At 48.0% G+C, this 19511-nt stretch carries 20 protein-coding genes; 10 read left to right on the top strand and 10 right to left on the bottom strand.

The annotated features are described in order from the left end of the window. Positions 1–34: 34 nt before the first annotated feature. On the bottom strand, positions 35–325 hold the full coding sequence (locus HJG54_RS04830) for a DUF7219 family protein (RefSeq protein WP_316433686.1): 291 nt from the start codon (positions 323–325) through the stop codon (positions 35–37). A gap of 287 nt (positions 326–612) precedes the next feature. After that, positions 613–1104 carry a TIGR00725 family protein gene (locus HJG54_RS04825; protein WP_316433684.1) on the bottom strand — a complete coding sequence of 164 codons (492 nt, stop codon included), beginning with the start codon at positions 1102–1104 and terminating at the stop codon, positions 613–615. A gap of 118 nt (positions 1105–1222) precedes the next feature. Here HJG54_RS04825 and HJG54_RS04820 point away from each other — a divergent pair, with 118 nt between their 5' ends. The 5 genes from HJG54_RS04820 (at position 1223) to HJG54_RS04800 (ending at position 6526) form a co-directional block, all read left to right on the top strand. Beyond that, the gene (locus HJG54_RS04820; RefSeq protein WP_316433682.1) at positions 1223–2260 is read left to right on the top strand and encodes a glycosyltransferase; all 1038 of its coding nucleotides are present in this window, start codon (positions 1223–1225) and stop codon (positions 2258–2260) included. Positions 2261–2382: 122 nt separating this feature from the next. Further along, entirely contained in the window at positions 2383–4341 is a 1959-nt protein-coding gene (locus HJG54_RS04815) for an alpha/beta fold hydrolase (RefSeq protein ID WP_316433681.1), read from the top strand. Positions 4342–4516: 175 nt separating this feature from the next. After that, a complete protein-coding gene (locus HJG54_RS04810; RefSeq protein ID WP_211627634.1) occupies positions 4517–4990 on the top strand; it encodes an NfeD family protein in 474 nt (157 codons plus the stop codon). 57 nt (positions 4991–5047) lie between these two features. Next, on the top strand, positions 5048–5971 hold the full coding sequence (locus HJG54_RS04805) for an SPFH domain-containing protein (protein ID WP_063834728.1): 924 nt from the start codon (positions 5048–5050) through the stop codon (positions 5969–5971). 186 nt (positions 5972–6157) lie between these two features. Continuing rightward, positions 6158–6526, top strand: coding sequence for a response regulator (locus HJG54_RS04800; protein ID WP_316433679.1), 369 nt, complete (start codon positions 6158–6160; stop codon positions 6524–6526). Between the two features lie 210 nt (positions 6527–6736). Here HJG54_RS04800 and metK read toward each other — a convergent pair whose 3' ends face one another. The 6 genes from metK to psbB all read right to left on the bottom strand — a co-directional run bounded on the left by metK (position 6737) and on the right by psbB (position 12998). Further along, entirely contained in the window at positions 6737–7993 is a 1257-nt protein-coding gene (metK, locus tag HJG54_RS04795; protein ID WP_316433678.1) for a methionine adenosyltransferase, read from the bottom strand. 211 nt (positions 7994–8204) lie between these two features. Continuing rightward, positions 8205–8951: an HAD family hydrolase gene (locus tag HJG54_RS04790; protein WP_316433676.1), complete on the bottom strand. Its 747-nt coding sequence runs from the start codon at positions 8949–8951 to the stop codon at positions 8205–8207. Between the two features lie 173 nt (positions 8952–9124). Next, positions 9125–10093: a 30S ribosomal protein S1 gene (locus HJG54_RS04785; protein WP_036002280.1), complete on the bottom strand. Its 969-nt coding sequence runs from the start codon at positions 10091–10093 to the stop codon at positions 9125–9127. Between the two features lie 310 nt (positions 10094–10403). Continuing rightward, the gene (gene nrdR / locus HJG54_RS04780; protein ID WP_036002277.1) at positions 10404–10976 is read right to left on the bottom strand and encodes a transcriptional regulator NrdR; all 573 of its coding nucleotides are present in this window, start codon (positions 10974–10976) and stop codon (positions 10404–10406) included. A 271-nt stretch (positions 10977–11247) separates the two neighbouring features. Then, on the bottom strand, positions 11248–11346 hold the full coding sequence (locus tag HJG54_RS04775) for a photosystem II reaction center protein T (RefSeq protein ID WP_036002272.1): 99 nt from the start codon (positions 11344–11346) through the stop codon (positions 11248–11250). Between the two features lie 119 nt (positions 11347–11465). Continuing rightward, positions 11466–12998, bottom strand: a complete 1533-nt coding sequence (psbB, locus tag HJG54_RS04770) for a photosystem II chlorophyll-binding protein CP47 (RefSeq protein ID WP_036002269.1) — start codon at positions 12996–12998, stop codon at positions 11466–11468. Between the two features lie 244 nt (positions 12999–13242). Between psbB and HJG54_RS04765 the strand changes: the two genes are divergently transcribed. Next, positions 13243–13668 carry a 2Fe-2S iron-sulfur cluster-binding protein gene (locus HJG54_RS04765; RefSeq protein WP_316433673.1) on the top strand — a complete coding sequence of 142 codons (426 nt, stop codon included), beginning with the start codon at positions 13243–13245 and terminating at the stop codon, positions 13666–13668. An 82-nt stretch (positions 13669–13750) separates the two neighbouring features. Further along, positions 13751–13858 carry a photosystem II reaction center protein PsbM gene (psbM, locus tag HJG54_RS04760; protein WP_036002266.1) on the top strand — a complete coding sequence of 36 codons (108 nt, stop codon included), beginning with the start codon at positions 13751–13753 and terminating at the stop codon, positions 13856–13858. Positions 13859–14007: 149 nt separating this feature from the next. On the opposite strand, the gene HJG54_RS04755 is transcribed toward psbM, so the two are convergent. Continuing rightward, the gene (locus HJG54_RS04755) at positions 14008–14847 is read right to left on the bottom strand and encodes a universal stress protein (protein ID WP_316433671.1); all 840 of its coding nucleotides are present in this window, start codon (positions 14845–14847) and stop codon (positions 14008–14010) included. Positions 14848–15065: 218 nt separating this feature from the next. Between HJG54_RS04755 and HJG54_RS04750 the strand changes: the two genes are divergently transcribed. After that, on the top strand, positions 15066–15602 hold the full coding sequence (locus tag HJG54_RS04750) for a thioesterase family protein (RefSeq protein ID WP_316433669.1): 537 nt from the start codon (positions 15066–15068) through the stop codon (positions 15600–15602). 115 nt (positions 15603–15717) lie between these two features. On the opposite strand, the gene HJG54_RS04745 is transcribed toward HJG54_RS04750, so the two are convergent. Then, positions 15718–16881 carry an iron-containing redox enzyme family protein gene (locus HJG54_RS04745; RefSeq protein WP_316433667.1) on the bottom strand — a complete coding sequence of 388 codons (1164 nt, stop codon included), beginning with the start codon at positions 16879–16881 and terminating at the stop codon, positions 15718–15720. A gap of 541 nt (positions 16882–17422) precedes the next feature. On the opposite strand from HJG54_RS04745, the gene HJG54_RS04740 reads away from it, so the two are divergent. Together HJG54_RS04740 and HJG54_RS04735 are read left to right on the top strand one after the other, a co-directional pair. Beyond that, entirely contained in the window at positions 17423–17974 is a 552-nt protein-coding gene (locus tag HJG54_RS04740) for a heme NO-binding domain-containing protein (protein ID WP_316433665.1), read from the top strand. Positions 17975–18069: 95 nt separating this feature from the next. Then, positions 18070–19494: an ATP-binding protein gene (locus HJG54_RS04735; RefSeq protein ID WP_316433664.1), complete on the top strand. Its 1425-nt coding sequence runs from the start codon at positions 18070–18072 to the stop codon at positions 19492–19494. Positions 19495–19511: the final 17 nt, after the last annotated feature.

The following is a 19511-nucleotide window of genomic DNA, read 5'->3' as shown; positions in this document are numbered from 1 at the left end:
AATAAAACTCCTAAGCTAAATAAAAACAGCCCCTTCACCCTCCGGGAGGCAGGTCTTCGCCATTCGGTAATTCGGGCGGAGGCGGCTTGGGGGTATCTAGCAATTCACTTTTTGAGCGCTTTAGCTGCTTCCATAAGCGACGAATCTCTTCATAGGCTTCCTCCGGTGCAAGTTTGCCGCCCGTTTCTAAACCGCAAATATAGGCCACTCGCTGAGCAAATTCTTGTAGATTAGCGTTAAAAGCTAAATTTTCTGGCTTGAAGTCGCCGTAGTAGCGGGCGCGTGGGTAGAAAAATTGGTCCTTTTGATCTTCTTTGTCTGCCACAGATTTTAGGAAGGAATAGGTTGACCAGAGAAACCTAACCATTTAACTGAAGCTGGTTAATACCAGGTAATGGCAGGTTGGCTGATGAAAACAGGTAACCAAATCAGGTAGAACGGTACAAGAGGACGCCAGAACCGTGAGATGTAGCCTACGGAATTTGCAGCCTACAGTATGCCTACAGTATGGTTGGTTGAATTCGCATACGAGCTTTAGTTTACTCTTGCTAGCTTTTGGCGTCTACACAAACAAAGTTTGACTGCTGCACACCATAGCTTAACAAAGCTCCTTCAGATATTCTTCAGTGCTTGTCGGGCTAGCTCAATCGCGGCCTCTGGATTTTGAGCCACTACAGCATAGACAGACAGTTCTTGAAAAAATGCCGCACAGGTCACACTGACGTTAAGCAAAATCACCGGTTTTTGAGCCTTGAGCGCCAAAGCTACTTCAGAGGCGGTGCCACTGCCCATACCGCAGGCAATCACCACATGACTGCTGAGGATGTTGATCACATTGCGAGCATTGCCCATACCGGTTGGAATCACAATATCAACGGCTGCTGACACATCGGTGGTTTTGGAGTCGGGCAAAATGCCAATCGTTAACCCCTGCGCTTGTTTTGCACCGCGACTGGCTGCATCCATCACTCCAACGCTTCTACCGCCTGTGAGCAGAATCCAACCCTGCCGAGCAATTCGTTGCCCCAGATCGTAGGCTAGCTGCCAATCGGTAGCCGTAGCCTGTTCGCCCGGACCCATAACACCTACAATAGCCTGCCTCATCACTTCTCTTCGGCTCTCTAAGCCAAGCTCTATGCTGTTCTATCATGATGCCGACTTAGGTGCGCTGGGCAAACTGAAGGCAGATCGATTGATCATTCCTTGATCAACCCCTAAAACTATGATTTTTAATTCCATTTGCTCTTCTGCTGATGCCCTGCCGCTGGTGTCTGTGATTATTCCCATCTATAATGGCGCAGCCGATCTGCCCGATCTGCTAACTTGTCTGCGGCAGCAAACCTATCCCAACGAACGGGTTGAGTATTTGCTGGTAGACAATAACAGCACGGATCGCACGGCTGAGATTGTACAACGTTTCATCTCTGATTCAGCCCTATCCAACTTTTGCTATTTGCGCGAAACCGAGATTCAGAGCGCTTACGCCGCCCGCAACACTGGCTTAAGAGCCGCTAGAGGAGAAATTTTTGTCTTCACCGATGCCGATTGCCGTCCCCAGTCCGACTGGCTCATGCATCTGCTCCAACCCTTCAGCGAACCTTCGGTTGGCATTGTAGCTGGAGAGGTTGTCGCCTTACCGGGGCAGACGTTGCTAGAACGCTATGCGGATCGTCAGGCTACCCTATCCCAGACCCATACCCTAGCGCATCCATTTCTGCCCTATGGTCAGACCGCCAATCTAGCGGTGCGGCGCTCAATGCTGGAACAAGTTGGCCTGTTTCGCCCTCATCTGACTACGGGTGGAGATGCTGATCTCTGCTGGCGGATCCTGCAACAGGGCCGCTGGCAAATTCAGTTTGCCGAGCAGGCAATGGTGCGGCATCGGCATCGGGCGACATTGGCGGAATTACGCAGTCAGTGGAGACGTTATGGGCGCTCGAATCGCTATCTGCATCAGCTTCATGGAGTTAGCTTGATGAAAGAACTGACTTGGCGAGATTGGATCTACCGATGGAGTCGTTGGCTACTAAAAGAAATGCCAGTTACAGTTATAAAAGTTAATCACAGTGGGACTGGCCTTTTGGGTTGGATTGATGCGATGGTAGAAACACCGCTTAATTTACTTTGTCAGCAGGCTCGTGCTCAGGGACAGCGTCAGGCGCGTTTACCAGATGCAGCGCGAGAAATTGTCTGGTTTTCTTGGCCGGAACCTCTAGCCCCTATGGCAGCACAGCTTTCTCCACCACGAGATCAAGGCTGAAAGGCGCTTGTCTTTCTAGCAACCATCTCGGTTAGCAGATTCCTGAATCGATTGCCAGTAAATGCCAGTAAATGCCAGTGAATATTGTTCCTTGGTTTCAGCTTAGACGACCCCATCAGACCATGCGTCAATCCTCGTTGTCCTCTAGTCAATGGACGAGCAAATGGACAAATCAGGGGATGAGTGAGTGGTCTGCTATTGCTCGTTCCTGGTTCAGCAGCCTACCTGAAAAAGTATCTTGGTCTGGCTCTCCTAAAAAGGCGGCTTTAGGAACGCTGTGGATGCTGGCGCTGATGTTAGGGGGAATGGCGACACCAGGGTTGGCTGCGGAACGGGTGGCTGTACGTTTAGGGCCGTTCAAACAATCTGTAGCTATTTCCGATCTAGAGCGTTTTGCCGATACAGGAGAAATCCCTCCTGGCTTGCAGCTCTATGCACCGCTGCTGAACGCCGATGTGCGATATACATTGCGGAGTCGGCTCCACCTTGACCCTAGTATTGGCGACAAGCTAGTGGAAGATTTGCTGCACTCTTCTGCCGGTGAGCGTTTTCTTAATACGCTACAAGTGGCGATCCCCGACGCTAGCCCAACCCAATTGCAGGTAGCGCTGATGCAGGCAGCCAAACAGCCAGGTGGAATTAGCCTTTTAGGGCTGTTGCGAGCCTTTCCAAAGCAAACCGTCACCATCGACGCTACTTCAGCCATTGCGTTAGCCTCTCAGCTCAACTTGCCCTATTGGCAGAGTCAGGCGCTGAGTTCGGTGCTGGAGCGGGAACTAACTGTTAAGAGCCAACCCATCCGCAGCGCCATCGATCCGACCAAGGCTGGATCCTATTGGGTTTGGAAACAAACGATGGTGCTGAGAGATTACCAGCGTGAACGAACGATTCCAGTTGATCTGTACTGGACGCGCCGGACTCACGGTCCACTTGTTGTGATTTCTCACGGCTTTGGAGCTGATCGTCGCTTTTTGGGGTATCTGGCTTACCATTTGGCCTCGCATGGGCTGACGGTCGTGGCGTTGGAGCATCCAGGTAGCAATGTGGCTTGGCTAACGGGAAATTCGTTTAGTCAGTCGCGCACGACATTAAAAAATAACCTGCTTCCGGCCACAGAATTTCTTGATCGCCCACAGGATGTAAGTTTTGTCCTCGATCGCCTCAACCGTTTGAACCAATTCTCTAGTACGCTGCACGGTAAATTTAATACAGAAGAGGTGACGGTAATTGGCCATTCCCTAGGTGGGTACACGGCCCTGGCGCTGGCAGGAGCCAAGCTCAGTCTGGAGCATTTGCAGCAGTTCTGTAATGATCCCAATCCAGTTGTGTTTTCTCCGGCAGATTTGCTGCAATGTAGTGCTGCCGATCTGACCGATGCGCAGGCCGATGCGCAGGAAAGCTTGCGGGATCCGCGGGTTGTACAAACGATTGTGCTCAATCCAGCCATTGGTCGCTTATTTGATCCCAAGAGTTTGGCTCAGGTCACTGTGCCGACCCTGATGCTGGCAGGCACTGATGACACCATTACGCCCGCTGTCAGTCAGCAATTTTTGCCGTTCACTCAGCTCAAAGGTTCCAAGTTTTTGCTAACAGCGATTGGTGGAACTCATCTGAGCGTTGGTGATCCAGCCAACCTCAACCATGTCTTTACCCAGAGTCTTTTTATTCGAGAACGTCCAGAACAGGAAACAGAAGCGCTCAGACAACTTTTACGAGGAGTCAGCTTGGCATTCGTGCAGCAGCTAACCCCCGAAGCTAATCGCTATGCTCCTTTTCTAACGGCTGCTTATGCTCAATCCTTTTCATCAACAGAGCTGAAGCTGAGGCTAAATTCCCAACTGCCGCCCAATTTTTCCCAACGTTTGAAAATGGCGGCTCTACCGATGGAGCAGCTCATTTCTAGTACTCTTGCCAAAGGCAAAGCCGAGTCCCAGCAGGGCATTTGCTACAACAAACTCAATTGTTTGCTGGGTGGGTTGCCGCTGGTCATGTTTATCCTACCGGGTGGAGTCCCATTAGCCGCAAATCAATTCTTCAGATGGCGGCGTAAGGCAGCAGTAAGAGATTCAGTTGATCACTAGGCAAAAATTGCTGTAGCCATCTTTCAAAGAGAAGATTTTTGTCTACCAGCCTCACGTCGAGGCATATTTTTGCTTTCTTTCGCTAAATTTGAAACAGAACCCAACATCGGTTTCTCCGTCTATTTAACGTCATTTAACTTCACATTTAATAGCTTATCTAAGGGTGGGATCTGCCGTGAATTTGCTACAAGTTGCTGCTAATGTTCCCAGTCCGCCCAGTTTCAATCTCTGGATTATTCTTGGTTTTATTTTTATCTTGCTCGGAGTAGTGGTTGGAGAGCCAACGGTGGCATCGTTGGGGATTGCGGCAATCATTACGGCGATTGCGGCCCTTTCGGTTTCTTCAGTGGCTTTACAAATTGTGCTTTGGGGTATTCTCTCAATTGCTTTAACTATCGTGTTGCGGGGAATGGTGCCTTTGCCCACAAAAGAGGAACTGCCCGATACAGAAGCCGTTGTCTCCGAAATGATCCCCAAAGGCGGTGTGGGCTGGGTGTCCTACGAAGGCGCGCTCTGGAAGGCTCGCTGTCAAGTATCAGACGTTAGTATTGCCAGTGGGCAGACTGTGCAGGTAGTGGGTAGGCATGGGCTAACGTTAATTGTTTTACCGCTTGATTTTACGGACGAACCTTACGACACAGTGACTTAACTGGCTAATCTCTAGAAACTACTCAAATAGCCGCCGCCTGGAGAGGGAAACAAGACAATGAATACATTGGTATGGGTTTTTGCAGTTGTGTTAACCGTCGTTGGTGCAACCGTTGGCTCTGTGAGACGGGTGAACCAGGGCAATGAAGCATTGGTCGAACGATTGGGCCGCTATCACCGCAAATTAACGCCAGGTTTGAATTTTGGTGTTTTGCCTATCATCGATGAAGTCGTTATCGAAGCCAACACGCGAGAACGGATCTTGGACATTGAACCGAGCGATGTGATCACCAACGATAGTGTAACCCTGACGATTGATACGGTAATTTTCTGGCGCATCATTGATCTGTACTCTGCTTACTACGAAATCGATGATGTCAGCACAGCGTTAAAGAACCTGGTGGGGACAACGTTGCGTTCTAAAATTGGCGAAATGGATCTGCAAAGAACCTATTCCTCTCGTGAAGAAATCAACAGAGCCTTGTTGGAAAGTCTGGATGATGCAACAGAGCCGTGGGGAGTTAAGGTGACGCGCGTTGAAATTCAAGACATCAAAATCAAAAACGAGGACTTACAAAAGTCACTTGAGAGTGAGCGGGCTGCCCTGAGTAAAAAACGAGCGGCGATTGCTGAGGCAGAAGGCAAACGAGAAGCGGCGATTGCTGAGGCAGAAGGTGATCGTCAAGCGGCGATTAAGCAGGCAGAAGCGATGGCTGAGTCAGTCAGGCGAATTGCTGACGCGATGCCAACCCAAGCCGACCCCCAAGATATTTTGCGCTATTTGGTCATGCAGCGCTACGTTGATGCCAACCTGCAGTTGGGGCAAAGCGACAACTCTAAAGTAATTTTCATGAACCCACGCGATATTACCGAAAACATTGATGCGCTGCTGCGCGATCGATTGGTTGATTATCCCCCTGCTGCCTTCAGACAGGCTCCCAAAGCTGAAGAAACTGGTGATACCAATGGCCAAACTGAATAGTCCTTTCCAATTGCGGCAGATAGCTTAAGTTCTGGGAATACTGCTAAGGAAAGAAAGTAGATCAAGCAGCTAGATTACAACCTATCCGTACTCCGCTTTGCGGCTATTTCAACTCCTGTCTGTGATCTCTTGCCAAGCTGATTTCCCGCTTCCCTGTTTCAGAATTTCTGAGATGAGCAAAACGCTATGAGTATAGTTTTGGTGGTCGATGACAGTCAAACCGTCCGACAAATGCTCTCAGAGCTGTTGAAGCAGGGAGGGTTGACCGTAGTTGAAGCAGCCAATGGTTTGGAAGCCAAAGCCAAAATTCAGACCAAGGCCCCTGATCTCGTTATCACTGACCTAGTAATGCCGGAAATGAACGGCTATGAATTATGCCGCTGGATTAAGAATGATCCGGTTGCTCAAAATATTCCTATTTTGATTTGTTCTACCAAGGACCAAGAGTTTGATCGTTACTGGGGTATGAAGCAGGGAGCTGATGCCTATATTACAAAGCCGTTTCAACCTGGGGAAATGCTGGAGACTGTGAAGCAGCTTTTGCATACCAAATGATCTCCCAGACATGTTCAACAAAGCTCATAAAAAACTCGGTTAAAAAAGGGACAACTGTTGGCGATTCACCTTCAGCTGCCCCTTATTTGATACTGTCTCAACTTGAGACTATGTTGACTTCGTTACTAAGTTGCTGAGCTTGCTCGATGCAGTTATCTTATTCAGCTACTTGAGTCAGCTACTTGAATAGATCAATGCTCACGCTGCTAATTAAACTGCTGACAGCAACTCGCTAGCAGCTTGTTTCAGCAGATTAGCTTTATCGGTTTGCTCCCAAGGCAGATCCAAATCTTCTCGACCCATATGGCCGTAAGCCGCAACATCCTGATAGAATCGCCCACCCCGTTCGGCAGGAAGCTTGCTGAGATTGAAGTTTCTAATGATACCAGCAGGTCGCAGCTCAAAGTGCTGCTTCACTAGCTCCAGCAGACGCATATCATCAATTTTTCCGGTGCCGAAGGTTTCTACCAGAATGCTAACGGGTTTGGCAACCCCAATTGCATAGCTGAGCTGAACCTCGCATTTTTCTGCTAATCCAGCTGCCACAATATTCTTAGCGACATAGCGGCAGGCATAGGCAGCACTGCGATCCACTTTGGTGGGATCCTTACCAGAAAACGCACCGCCGCCATGACGCGAGTAGCCGCCATAGGTATCGACGATGATCTTACGGCCCGTTAAGCCAGAGTCACCCTGAGGACCGCCAATCACAAACTTGCCAGTCGGGTTAACCAAAAAGCGAGTGTTGGCATCGGGCTTGACATTAATATCAGCAAAACAGGGTTGAACTACGTAGGTCCAAAGGTCTTCTTTGATTTTGGCTTGCACAGCCGCAGTATCGGTGATGTCTCCAATCGTCGCCGTGTGCTGAGTTGAAACCAGAATGGTATCGATTCCAACCGGGCGGCCATCTTCGTAAGCTACAGTGACTTGGGTTTTGCCATCAGGACGCAGATAGGGAAGCTGCCCTGTTTTGCGGACTGCAGCTAACTTCCGGGCAATGCGATGGGCCAGCGAGATTGGCAACGGCATCAGTTCGGGCGTCTCGTTGCAGGCAAAGCCGAACATAATGCCTTGGTCACCAGCACCAACTGCATCTAGCTCTTCATCACTTGCCTGTTCACGAGTCTCATGTGCCTGATCCACCCCTTGAGCAATATCGGGAGATTGTTCATCGAGTGCTACTAAGACAGAGCAGCTATTGGCAGCGAAGCCGTTAACGGCATCGGTATAGCCAATCTCTGCGATCTTTTTGCGAGCCAAGTCAACAAAGTTAACTTGGGCTTTGGAGGTAATTTCTCCCGTAATCAGTACCAGACCCGTATTGACAACTACTTCTGCTGCTACACGGCTCGTGGGATCCTGGGCCAGTAGAGCATCTAAAATAGTGTCTGAAATTTGGTCGCAAATCTTATCAGGATGACCTTCGGTCACAGATTCCGATGTGAAGAGGTAATGACGAGTCAAGCGAATGTCCTCTCTAAAACTAAACGACAGGAACGAGCAAACTGAAATCAGCTAAAAAATGCTTCATTAACTTTGGAGAATATCATACGCTTCATTGCTTTATGTAAATTTCAGCGATCTCCTCCACGAAACAGTATGAAATTTTGGTAAGTGATCCCACGAGTTTTGTTTTTTTTAGCGTTTAAATTAATGTGTAAAATCACTGAAAGCCTTATCCTATCTCAATTTGATCAAATCGAGATATTGTACACTTCGCTGCGGGAGATTTAGAAGAAAGGGCAGAGGTCCAACCCCCAGTGAAAACAATACAGCCTGCCATACAGGTTTGGATTGCAATCTCCAGATCAACCTGCGAATCTCCAATCATCAACATGTGTTGAGGCAAAACATTGAGTGAGACTGATAAATGCTGAAGAAGTTGAGGATTTGATTTGGTTGGATACTGTTGATTTACCCCAAAAATTACTTGGAAGTAGGATTGTAAATTGTAATGTTCAACAAATTCGTCTACGTTTGTAGCACTATCCGATGAAAGAAGAGCAAGTTTAACTTCTGCATTTGCTAATTTCTGAATTAACTCTAATGCACCTTCAATTAAAGGAGTTTCTTGAGCTTTTTTAAGCATTTGTCGATCGGCTGCTGAAAAAGCTGCCTGAACTAGTTGCAAAGCCTCTACCCAATCTTTTCCCGTTTCAGCAATATAAGCAGCTGCGGCAATTTCGTTCTCCAATCGGGTTCCAACAGCCATCAATCCTGCTGGGTTAATTCGATTTTCGTCGATCCCAAACGCCATCAATAAAGGTCCTTGAACACCAGGAACTTGAGCATCAATTAGACGCGCTCGCCGTTGGGCCAAGTTGCGGAGATAGGCTTCAGAACTTGCTAAAGTACCGTCTTTATCAAAAATAATCGCTTGAATGTTTTGGAAGAGTTGACCTGGGCAGCGAATTGTTACCAAGTAGCACCTCCGCTATTGAGTACTAACCAATTTGGTTAAAACGGCCTTAATTGCCCAAAGCATCTACCAGCACCTTCGAGAAATGCTGTGGTAGAAGTAGCGCCCATAAAAGAGAGGAGGGTCATCCCTCCTCGCATGCAATCAAATATCGTTAATCCAGTAGATTATTCAACCTATTCTTCTTCTGCTGAAGGTAACTCCTCTTCAACGGGCATTTCAACAGGAGCGGCTGCTTCAGCAGCAGGTTGAGACTGTTGCAGCATTCGCTCGCGGTACTTAGCAGCCATCTCTTCCGCCTTGTCGTAAACCACTTGGGGGTTTTTCACCATATCACCTGGTTCAGGCTCAAGCTGCTTTGTAGAGAGCGAAATCCGTCCCCGCTCGGCGTCCAGATCAATAATCATGACCTTAACTTCGTCGTTGACGTTGAAAACGCTGTGGGGCGTATCAATGTGGTCATGGGAAATTTCGGAAATGTGCAGCAGACCGCTAACACCGCCAATATCAATAAAGGCACCATAGGGTTTCAACCCACGAACCGTACCAATTACTACTTCGCCCACTTCTAGGCGATTCATCTTCCGCTCAACCAGAGCACGGCGATGGCTCAGAACTAGACGGTTGCGGTCTTCATCCACCTCCAGAAACTTGAGCGGTAGCTCTTCTCCAACCAAATCTTCTTTCGGCTTCCGGGTGCTAATGTGCGAGCCAGGAATGAATCCCCGTAGACCTTCAATCCGGACTAGTGCGCCGCCTCGGTTCGTGGCAAATACCGCAGAGCGAACGGTGGCATCTTCAGCCTGGAGTTGCCGCACTCGCTCCCATGCACGCATGTACTCAATCCGACGGATCGAAAGCGTCAGCTGTCCATCTTCATTTTCATCGGTAAGAATGAAAAACTCACGAGTCTCATTGGACTGGAGGACCTCCTCAGGACTGTCAATTCGATTAATGGACATTTCCTGAATTGGAATGTAAGCTGCTGTTTTAGCACCGATGTCAATCAGAGCGCCCCTCGGCTCGATGCTAAACACGGTTCCAGCAACAACTTGCCCAGGGCTGTAGTGGTAATCATACTTGTCGAGGAGAGCAGCAAAATCCTCGTGAGTAAAGCCAATATCTATTACTTCCTGATTGACCATGCGATGTGTTTCCTGGTGTTTGTCTCCGTGATGAATGTAAGTGGTCTAAGGCATGAAAGCAATTGGATAAGCGAACACCATCTATCCAAATGAACTTAAGCCAACAGTAGAAGCCTGTTCCAGAAGGCCTGTAGCCCCGAAAGTATTAGACCATAGAAAAACTATCATAGCTTAATTTTCTCAATCAGCCCACTCCTGCCGCTAGAAAGTTTCCGGCATTGCTAGGCATCTCAATGGTGGGTTGAACTTAGTTATTTTGCCTTACGTCGATACAACCAATGAACAGCTCAGTAACAACGCTTTGATAGCTTTAAGAATGACTCATAGATGAAGTTTCCAACTCTTCCTCAGGTTCGGTTGCAGTTGCAGCAGGATCGAGTTCAGAGGATGTATCTTCGTTAGGAGATAACATGGTCACATCGGACTGCTCACTTGAACTTTGTAAGTGATTCAAGGTTTCAATAAAATCACGAATCCCCTTGAACTGGCGATGCACTGAGGCGAAACGAATATAGGCTACTTCATTCAAGCCTTGCAAATGTTTGAGAACTAGTTCACCAATTTCTGTACTCGATACTTCACGAGCAGAACGCTGTTGCAGCTCGGCTTCAATCTCATCGACAATACCCTCTAGTTTGGAGTGGGCAATCCCTGTTTTCTCACAGGCGGTAACAATGCCTCTCAGCAGCTTGGAACGGTCGAAGGACTCTCGTTCGCCGCTTTTCTTCAGAACAACAACTGGAACAAACTCAATTCGTTCGTAGGTGGTGAAGCGCCGACCGCATCTCAAACATTCTCGGCGGCGTCTAACGCTGTGCCCGGATTCCGCTGAACGCGATTCTAAAACCCGATTGTCCGGAAACTGACAAAATGGGCATCGCATAGCAAATGTCCTCCGGGAAACTAACCTGATAAGAGACGGAATTCAAGTGATACCTCTGGCATCCAATGTCATCATACTGCAATTGCCTATGCAAAAACCTGAGCAGTCCAATTATTTTAATCTGACTAGGGAATTAATCAGATTAAAGGATTGCTCAGGTTCAAATAGAGTCAAGACCTCATCCCATCTAAATGTTGTCTTTAAGGAGACCGGACTTGACCTCGCAGCTCTTAGTTTTGTCGTTTTTATTTGATTGGTTTTTAATGGTGCCTTAGTCTCTGCTGATGCGAGGCGGTTCGCGGAATGCAATTGCAAAGAACAGAACACCCAGCGCCAGCGTTAGAACCAGAACGTATGCAACAACTTCCATAGTTTGACTTCTCCTAACTATTCAACCAATTGACCTACTGCTTTGCCCTAGAAATAGATTTAGCAGACGTCGCAAAATCGAGCTGCCAACGATCTGCTAAACCCTATTCTTTTTAAATTCTAAACGGGTTGCTTACGACGAGTAGACTTGTCTCCAACTTTTTGGAAATAGCCCCACTCGACTTGCTCTTCCGACAGGTCTGGATCGATACCCGCAAACACGTCGCGGAATAGAGTTCTAGAACCATGCCAGATATGTCCGAAGAAGAACAGTAGCGCAAAACAAGCATGTCCAAAGGTGAACCAACCTCGAGGACTGGTGCGGAATACACCATCAGAGTTGAGGGTTTCAGTATCGAATTCAAACGCTTCACCGAGCTGGGCTTTCCGCGCATACCGCTTGACCACAGCCGGATCGGTAAAGGTTTGGCCATCCAAGGCACCACCGTAGAAGCTAGCGGTTACACCCACTTGCTCAAAGCTATACTTCGACTCGGCTCGGCGGAACGGGATATCAGCCCGAACAATGCCATCCTTATCAGTCAGCACAACTGGGAAGGTTTCAAAGAAGTTTGGCATCCGACGCACGAACAACTCGCGCCCTTCCGCATCTTTGAACACCACATGACCCAACCATTCCTGAGCGATGCCATCGCCCTTGACCATTGGACCAGTTCGGAATAGACCGCCTTTAGCTGGATTGTTGCCAATATAGTCATAGAAGGCGAGTTTATCCGGAATAGACGCCCATGCCTCAGACGGACTGGCTCCATCGGCGATACTAGCCTGAACTCGACGCTGAATTTCCTGCTGGTAATAGCCGCTATCCCACTGGTAACGGGTTGGACCAAACAGTTCAACTGGTGTCGTTGCGCTGCCGTACCACATGGTTCCGGCTACCACAAAGGCAGCAAAGAACACGGCTGCAATACTGCTAGACAGCACGGTCTCAATGTTCCCCATCCGCAGAGCGCGGTAGAGGCGTTCTGGTGGACGAACCGTTAAGTGGAACAGACCAGCAATAATGCCAACAATACCAGCCGCGATATGGTGAGCGACAACTCCGCCTGGGTTATAGGGATCGAATCCTTCCGGTCCCCAGGCAGGCGCGACGGGTTGGACGCTGCCCGTCAATCCGTAGGCATCGGATACCCACATGCCAGGACCAAATAATCCGGTCAGGTGGAAGGCTCCAAACCCAAAGCAAAGTAGACCAGACAGGAACAGGTGAATACCGAACATCTTAGGCAGGTCTAGCGCGGGTTCACCCGTGCGGGGGTCTCTGAACAGTTCCAGATCCCAATACACCCAGTGCCAGCAGGCCGCCAAGAATAGCAAACCAGACAGAATGATGTGAGCTGCAGCCACCCCTTCAAATGACCAGAATCCAGGATCAACGCCGGTTTCGCCTGTGACACTCCACCCACCCCAAGATCCGGTGACACCCAGGCGTGCCATGAAGGGTAAAACGAACATGCCCTGACGCCACATTGGGTTCAGGACAGGGTCACTTGGATCAAAAATTGCCAGCTCATACAACGCCATCGAGCCAGCCCAACCTGCCACGAGAGCAGTGTGCATAAGGTGTACAGCAATCAATCGTCCTGGATCGTTGAGGACGACTGTGTGTACTCGATACCAGGGTAGTCCCATCGACTACGCTCCTCCTATACGTTTCAACGCTTCCTTCAGCTTTTTATTAAGGTGCTTAATACTGGTAAGCCTACCAGATTAAGGGACACCGTACAGCAGCGATTGCCCACTGTCGCCCACGCTCCAGGCCAATAAAGCCTGGTAGCTTTGAGCAAACCAATTCTTTAGACAGTTTGACAATAAGCTTGTAAAAATGAAAGTGTATAAAGAAGTGTAACCAGAGTGAGAGGGGATTGCAAGCGCTATGCAGACAGGCTCTGAAGAACAAGCAACCGTGGTTTCTGATGTCCAGAACCCAGAAAATTCGCCATTGGAGCAGGCCGGTACCACTGTTCCTGAGACGGATACCCAGAAACCAGCCTTTTTGTCAGCAAATATTAAGTTTGTTAAAGAAGATCGAGAAGTGGTTGCGGCCAGTGGAGCCAACCTCCGGTTCAAAGCGCTGGAGAACGGCATTGATCTGTATACCTTTACCGGTAAGTTAATGAACTGTGGTGGCTATGGTCAATGCGGAACCTGTGTCGTTGCCATTACCGAAGGTATGGAAAATCTTTCTCCTCGCACCGAGGTAGAAAATCGCAAGCTCAAGAAACGCCCTAACAACTGTCGTTTGGCCTGTCAAACGCTTGTCTATGGTCCAGTCAGCGTGGAAACAAAGCCAGGTAAGTAAGCCTCATCACTCGTTTTGATTGAGCTTGAGGTGTATGCTTGTCCTATAGTTTTAAAAGCTGTTGTTGTAGAGGCGGACTCGAATGGAAGTTAATGATCTAGGATTTGTTGCCACTGTTTTATTTGTGTTGGTTCCTTCTGTTTTCCTGCTGATTCTTTACATCCAGACGGCCAGCCGCGAGGCGAAATAAGTTTCACTTTGCGTCTGCGCATTTGTGATTGCTGTTAGGTTTTGATAGTAGAAAGCGCCGAGTCGTAGTTAGTGGCTCTGGCGCTTTTGCTGTTGCTGCGGAACCTAGGCAAAGCTGTTGCTTTTGACTATCATGCTTGTAGCTATCATCTACCGCACCAGTAAAACTGGGCAGTTGGCATAGACTCGCACATAGTCAGAAAGGGATTGACCGAGCAAGCGGTCTAGATCGGGAAGCCCTTTGGCGATCGAAGGTCGGCGATCGGGTGAGCCAAGGATGAGTAAATCTACATTCAGATCTTCGGCAACTTGGCAGATCCGCTCGCCCGGTTTGCCTTCAGGAGCAACGCACTTGTAGTTAATCCCCAGCTTTTTGGCTTCATTGATAGCTGGAATCAGAACTGGATCCTCGTTCGGGTTAGCCGCAATCTCACCGGGCTTGATTTTCAGGTCGGGATTAGTGTGAACCAGGATAAGCTGTCCGCCTTTGATGTCGCGGGCTAGAGCTAGGGCTAGTTTGAGACACTGCTGAGCCGACTCAGATTTGTCCAGGGCCACCATAACCCGGTTGATTTTTTTGACATAAATGTCATCTTTAACCAACAGCATGGGCCGGGACGAGAGTTGGAACACATACTGGCTTACTGAGTTTTCTAGAATCGATTGAATCCGCTTGAGGCCACGCGACCCCATAATGATCAGATCCGTATCGATCTGTTCTGCGACTCGACACACTACATCTTTGGGATCGCCCTGTTGCAGCATGGGGTTAATCCGAGTCGGTTCCAGATTCAAATCCTGAACCGCCTGAGCCAGCATCTTTCCTCCTTCTTCCAGCTTTTCGGTCATGCCGTCTGCTGTTACTTGGGGCGGAACAACATGGAGGACCGTAACTGAAGCACGCTGAAACATGGGAATATCCATCAGCATCTTCAGCATGTCTCGTGTTTGGCCAGTGCCGGAGAGGGCGAGCAAAATGTTTTCTATCATAGGGACTCCTAAATCTCTGTTTTTTACGGCTTAGCGTCGTGCAGTGCAAGCGATTGGGCCAGCAAACTTGTGCCAGCAACCAACATTCTGCCGTTCGGTGGCAGTTGGTTATCGCTCGCTGAACGGTGAATGGCTCAAGATTCAGTGTATGACAGCCAAAATGCCGAAACACTAGTTGCAAACTATCGTTTCAATTACAGCTCAATTACAGCTGGAGGATGCCTAAAGTCATTTGGCAATGGGATGGTCCCTTTCTCGGTAAAGTGAGGAAGAAGGTTTTGAATCGTGATTTCATGCAAACGCAGATTTCCGCAAATGCTGATCATCTAGTCCAACCCGTTGAAAACTGGTTCGAGTATCCGGTGCGGGTTCAGGTTCATCATACTGACTGTTCTGGTGTGGTGTGGCACGGCACTTATATCACCTGGTTGGAAGAGGCGCGGGTCGAGTGTTTGCGATCGATTGGAGTTAATTATGCCGATTGGGTGGCAACGGGATATGAGTTACCTGTAGTGGAACTGACAATTCGTTATCACCGCCCTTTGAAGATGGGAGCCTCAGTGGTCGTTAGAACTAGAATGCTAGGAATGAAAGGGGTGCGGATCCACTGGGATTATCAGATCCAATCACTTGATGGTCAGGAATTGTATGTTACAGCCCAAGTGACGTTGGTGGTGATAGAGAGCCAGAGTGGCAAGATTGTGCGGCGGTTGCCTGTAGCTATCCTAGAAGCTCTCACCAAACTCTCTGATTAAAGCAACAGCCCACCGCTGCAGACGAAAGCAACGATGGGTCGAGAGTAAACTACAGCTACCGCTAACAAAACAGCTCACGAAATGAGATCTGAAAACTAGTTCAGGGAATACCAACCTAAGTTGACAGCACCTTCATGCGAGTTTTTTGGTCATAGTTTCCTAACAGCTTAGAAGTCAGACCAAAATCGGTGACAGCTAAAATTACCATTTCATCAGTTCCCGTGTTGCGCGATTGATGAATGCACCAACGGGGAATAAACACCGCATCTCCGGCGGTTACCTCAATCGCAGCCTCGTCAATTAGCACCGTACCACTGCCCTCAAGAATGTAAAACAAGGTCTCGTGGGCATGGCGATGGCGTTCGTTGGCTTTGCCTGCTGGAATCCGTACAATCCGCGGATCAAGCACTTGAGTGGCCGGAAATAGCATTCGTTCAACGCTAAATTCAATATTGAGCCGTTCGTTGACATTGCTGTAGATTGGGTTGCCTGAAGTAGAGTGACTGTGTTTGAGTTGGGACAGATCGCCGACCTGAGCAACCAGAGAACAACGATTTTTAGCAACTTCAAATAAGGCTTGGGACCGGGACTGAAGAATTTCCTCATAGAGATGCTCAAAGAAATTAGCCCGTAGTGAAAGCGCCTGCTCTGCAGCCTGTTGACACATCTCAAACCAGCCAGGACGGTCCGAGTAGAAACACATAATTTCCGCTAATGTAGCAGCATGCTCATCATCACAATCAATGTGGATGTGAAAGAACTCTAATTCTGAGTCAGGAATGCCTGCTTGACACAGCCCTTCAACAAAAATTTGATACATCCGAGAGACAATTCCTTCCGTACCGAGGGAAAGCCAAGCGCTGCTCCAAATCGGATCGGGGCAGGCTGCATTTCTTTGATACTCCTGGGCGAAAAATTGAGTGGAGCTAGTATATTGAATTGCTTCTAAATTATGAATACCGAGAGAACAGGTTAAAAATGTGCGGAAAATTTCGGCATGGGTACGGCTTTGATCGATGCCACTTTCTTCCCAGAGATTTTGGGCTAAACGGTTTCTGAGCCTATCGTTGTCGCAACTCGCCATCACGGCTGCTAGGTAGCGAGTAAAGTTTCTGGAGTAAAGATAATATTGGCTAAAAATGTAGGCAAAATCCTGTTTTGTCAGTTCTCCCTGCCGGCATGCCTGAAACAGGGAATTATTCCAGAAGGGATGTTCTTGAACAATTTTATGCAAAGTTTCTAGGGGAGGATCTTGATGCATGAGAGGGAGGCAGACCATAGGAACTCCTCAGTAACGATTGATTTAACTAGCAAGAATTCACGGGTGATTGCACTAGCTACCTATTCGATTGAAGAATTACTTTGCCTTTGCTAGAACCTCAGTTTTGATTGTCCTAGCGAAAGCAATTCCTCAGCCAAGTAGTGAGCCAAATTTGATCGAACCAGTACTTCGTTAATCAAAAAGCGGATCAGTCTGATCAAGTAGTGTTAGAACTACTGAATTGATGTCGTATAAGCGACATAATCTAACTGGGATAATACTGAGAGGATGGCTAATATCAAGTAAAATAGCTGCTTATAGAAGCGTTACATAGAGATGGATTGGCTAGGAATGGGCCAAATTGCTGATTTTTCTTGTGCAGCCTTGTTTCTATGAGATTATAGAAACAAGAGTATAGTGATTATTAATACTAAGTATGATGATGCCAGAGTTGTAGCTATTGATGCTGCTGCCACTCTGACTGTCATGCTGACATGCTGACCAAATTGATGTTTGCAAGCCTGAAATAGCAGTAGCAGAACCCTTTAGGAGATTAACAATGTATGGCTTAGTTAATAAAGCGCTCAAAGATATGGTATGCACTCGCTTTGGGGAAGAATCGTGGCAAATGGTGCAGCAGCAAGCTGAAATCGATATAGAAACGTTTGTGAACGTAGAGAGTTACCCCGATGACCTCACGCATCGCTTAGTTAAGGCTGCAAGCCAGGTGCTAAATCTGTCCAGTTCGGAAATCATGCAAGCCTTTGGAGAGTATTGGGTGCAATACACCGCTAGTGAAGGTTTTGCTGAGATCATTGATATGTGTGGTGATAATTTACCCGAATTTTTGGAAAATCTAGACAATCTTCATGCACGAGTTGGGGTTGTTTTCCCGAAGCTTCAGCCTCCTTCATTTGAGTGCACCGACGTGAAAGAGGAGACGCTGAATTTGCACTACTACTCGCATCGGCAAGGGCTGACTCCAATGGTTTTTGGCTTAATTCAGGGTTTAGGAAAGCGTTTCAACACCAAAGTGAATGTTACACAGACTAAGAGTAGAGAAGAAGGAAACGATCACGACGAGTTTTCGGTTCGGTATAGGCAAAATTAATTCACTTTGACATGTTCGTCATATTTCTGCAATTTGTAATCAGCGTCTACTAACTCAATCATCTTCTTACCAATGCATAGAATTCTGATTTGCATATGATTTCCCATCATCTGAGCCTACCACCCCAATGGTTTGCCCAAGCCTTTCCTTTTCATATTGTGTTCAACCGAAATCGGGAGATCATGCAAGTGGGAGAAGTTCTGCAGCGGATTAGTCCTAAACCGCTACTGGGCAGCCAGTTGGAGCAGCATTTCCGAATTAGTCGCCCCAGCATTCCAGTTGATTTTGACATCATTCAAAAACGATCACGCTCCATCTTTTTGCTGGAGTCTTTGGAAGGCAAAATGCAGCTCAAGGGCCAAATGATGTATGTGGATGACCATGATGCTATTTTCTTTCTTTGCTCGCTCTGGGTCACCAATGTCAGCGATCTGACTCCAATTGGCGTTAAGCTCAAGGACTTTGCTATCCATGATCCGATTGCGGATTTCCTGTTTCTTTTGCAGGTGAGGGATACTGCCCTGACGGATGCTCAGAACCTAACGACTAACTTGACCCAGAAGCAATCGCAATTGCAAAGCGTGTTGGCCTTAAAAGAAGAAATTGCCCAAACTGCTAGGGCGCAGGCGCAGCAGCTCGAACAAACCCTGAGGGAATTGCAAGCGACTCAGGTACAGCTCGTCCAGAGTGAAAAAATGTCGAGTTTAGGGCAGTTAGTTGCGGGTGTGGCTCATGAAATCAACAATCCGATCAACTTCATCCACGGCAATATTATTCATGCCACTGAATATACGCAGGAGATTTTGCATCTACTAGAGCTTTATCAACAGCATTATCCAACTCCTGTCACAGAAATTCAAGCGGAGATTGAAGCAATTGATCTAGATTTCGTTAAAGATGACCTGGTTAAACTGTTGAAGTCGATGCGGGTAGGAACGGATCGAATTCGCGAAATCGTCAAGTCTCTCCGCAGTTTTTCCCGACTCGATGAAGCAGAAGTCAAAGGGGTTGATATTCATGAGGGCATTGACAGCACGCTGATGATTCTGCACAACCGCTTGAAGGCAAAACCTGATCATCCAGGCATTCAGATAGTTAAGGAGTTTGGGACACTGCCATTAGTAGAATGCTATCCCGGCCAGTTAAATCAGGTATTCATGAACCTGATCAGCAACGCTATTGATGCGCTCGATGAGCAGGATGAACTAAAACGGCCCAAAATCACAAGAGCCAAACTAAGCCAGATTCGGATTCAGACGCGAGTAGTCAATTCAGATTGGATCGCGATTCATATTGCAGATAATGGTCCTGGCATTTCCAAAGAAGTGCAATCCCGCTTGTTTGATCCCTTTTTTACAACCAAACCTGTAGGGAAAGGAACCGGATTGGGCTTATCAATCAGCCATCAAATTGTGGTAGAGAGGCATGGCGGAACAATTCGGTGTGATTCAGCTCCGGGCGAAGGAACCGAGTTCATTATTGAAATTCCAGTTCAGCAACGGCGACAGCGGGCCGCTTAGGAACTACGGTCCTATGC

This window comes from Leptolyngbya sp. NK1-12 (assembly GCF_032598965.1).
GTDB lineage: Bacteria > Cyanobacteriota > Cyanobacteriia > Elainellales > Elainellaceae > Elainella.
The sequence above is the reverse complement of the archived record's forward strand: the minus strand, read 5'-3'. Positions and strand labels throughout refer to the sequence as shown.

Excerpts from the sequence above, each read along its gene's own strand:
- nrdR (WP_036002277.1), bottom strand. The coding sequence starts at position 10,976 with ATGCGATGCCCATTTTGTCAGTTTCCGGACAATCGGGTTTTAGAATCG.
- HJG54_RS04755 (WP_316433671.1), bottom strand. The coding sequence starts at position 14,847 with ATGATAGAAAACATTTTGCTCGCCCTCTCCGGCACTGGCCAAACACGA.
- psbM (WP_036002266.1), top strand. The coding sequence starts at position 13,751 with ATGGAAGTTAATGATCTAGGATTTGTTGCCACTGTTTTATTTGTGTTG.
- HJG54_RS04750 (WP_316433669.1), top strand. The coding sequence starts at position 15,066 with ATGCCTAAAGTCATTTGGCAATGGGATGGTCCCTTTCTCGGTAAAGTG.
- HJG54_RS04805 (WP_063834728.1), top strand. The coding sequence starts at position 5,048 with ATGAATACATTGGTATGGGTTTTTGCAGTTGTGTTAACCGTCGTTGGT.
- HJG54_RS04785 (WP_036002280.1), bottom strand. The coding sequence starts at position 10,093 with ATGGTCAATCAGGAAGTAATAGATATTGGCTTTACTCACGAGGATTTT.
- HJG54_RS04765 (WP_316433673.1), top strand. The coding sequence starts at position 13,243 with ATGCAGACAGGCTCTGAAGAACAAGCAACCGTGGTTTCTGATGTCCAG.
- psbB (WP_036002269.1), bottom strand. The coding sequence starts at position 12,998 with ATGGGACTACCCTGGTATCGAGTACACACAGTCGTCCTCAACGATCCA.
- HJG54_RS04775 (WP_036002272.1), bottom strand. The coding sequence starts at position 11,346 with ATGGAAGTTGTTGCATACGTTCTGGTTCTAACGCTGGCGCTGGGTGTT.
- HJG54_RS04820 (WP_316433682.1), top strand. The coding sequence starts at position 1,223 with ATGATTTTTAATTCCATTTGCTCTTCTGCTGATGCCCTGCCGCTGGTG.
- HJG54_RS04815 (WP_316433681.1), top strand. The coding sequence starts at position 2,383 with ATGCGTCAATCCTCGTTGTCCTCTAGTCAATGGACGAGCAAATGGACA.
- HJG54_RS04735 (WP_316433664.1), top strand. The coding sequence starts at position 18,070 with ATGATTTCCCATCATCTGAGCCTACCACCCCAATGGTTTGCCCAAGCC.
- HJG54_RS04825 (WP_316433684.1), bottom strand. The coding sequence starts at position 1,104 with ATGAGGCAGGCTATTGTAGGTGTTATGGGTCCGGGCGAACAGGCTACG.
- HJG54_RS04800 (WP_316433679.1), top strand. The coding sequence starts at position 6,158 with ATGAGTATAGTTTTGGTGGTCGATGACAGTCAAACCGTCCGACAAATG.
- HJG54_RS04740 (WP_316433665.1), top strand. The coding sequence starts at position 17,423 with ATGTATGGCTTAGTTAATAAAGCGCTCAAAGATATGGTATGCACTCGC.
- HJG54_RS04745 (WP_316433667.1), bottom strand. The coding sequence starts at position 16,881 with ATGGTCTGCCTCCCTCTCATGCATCAAGATCCTCCCCTAGAAACTTTG.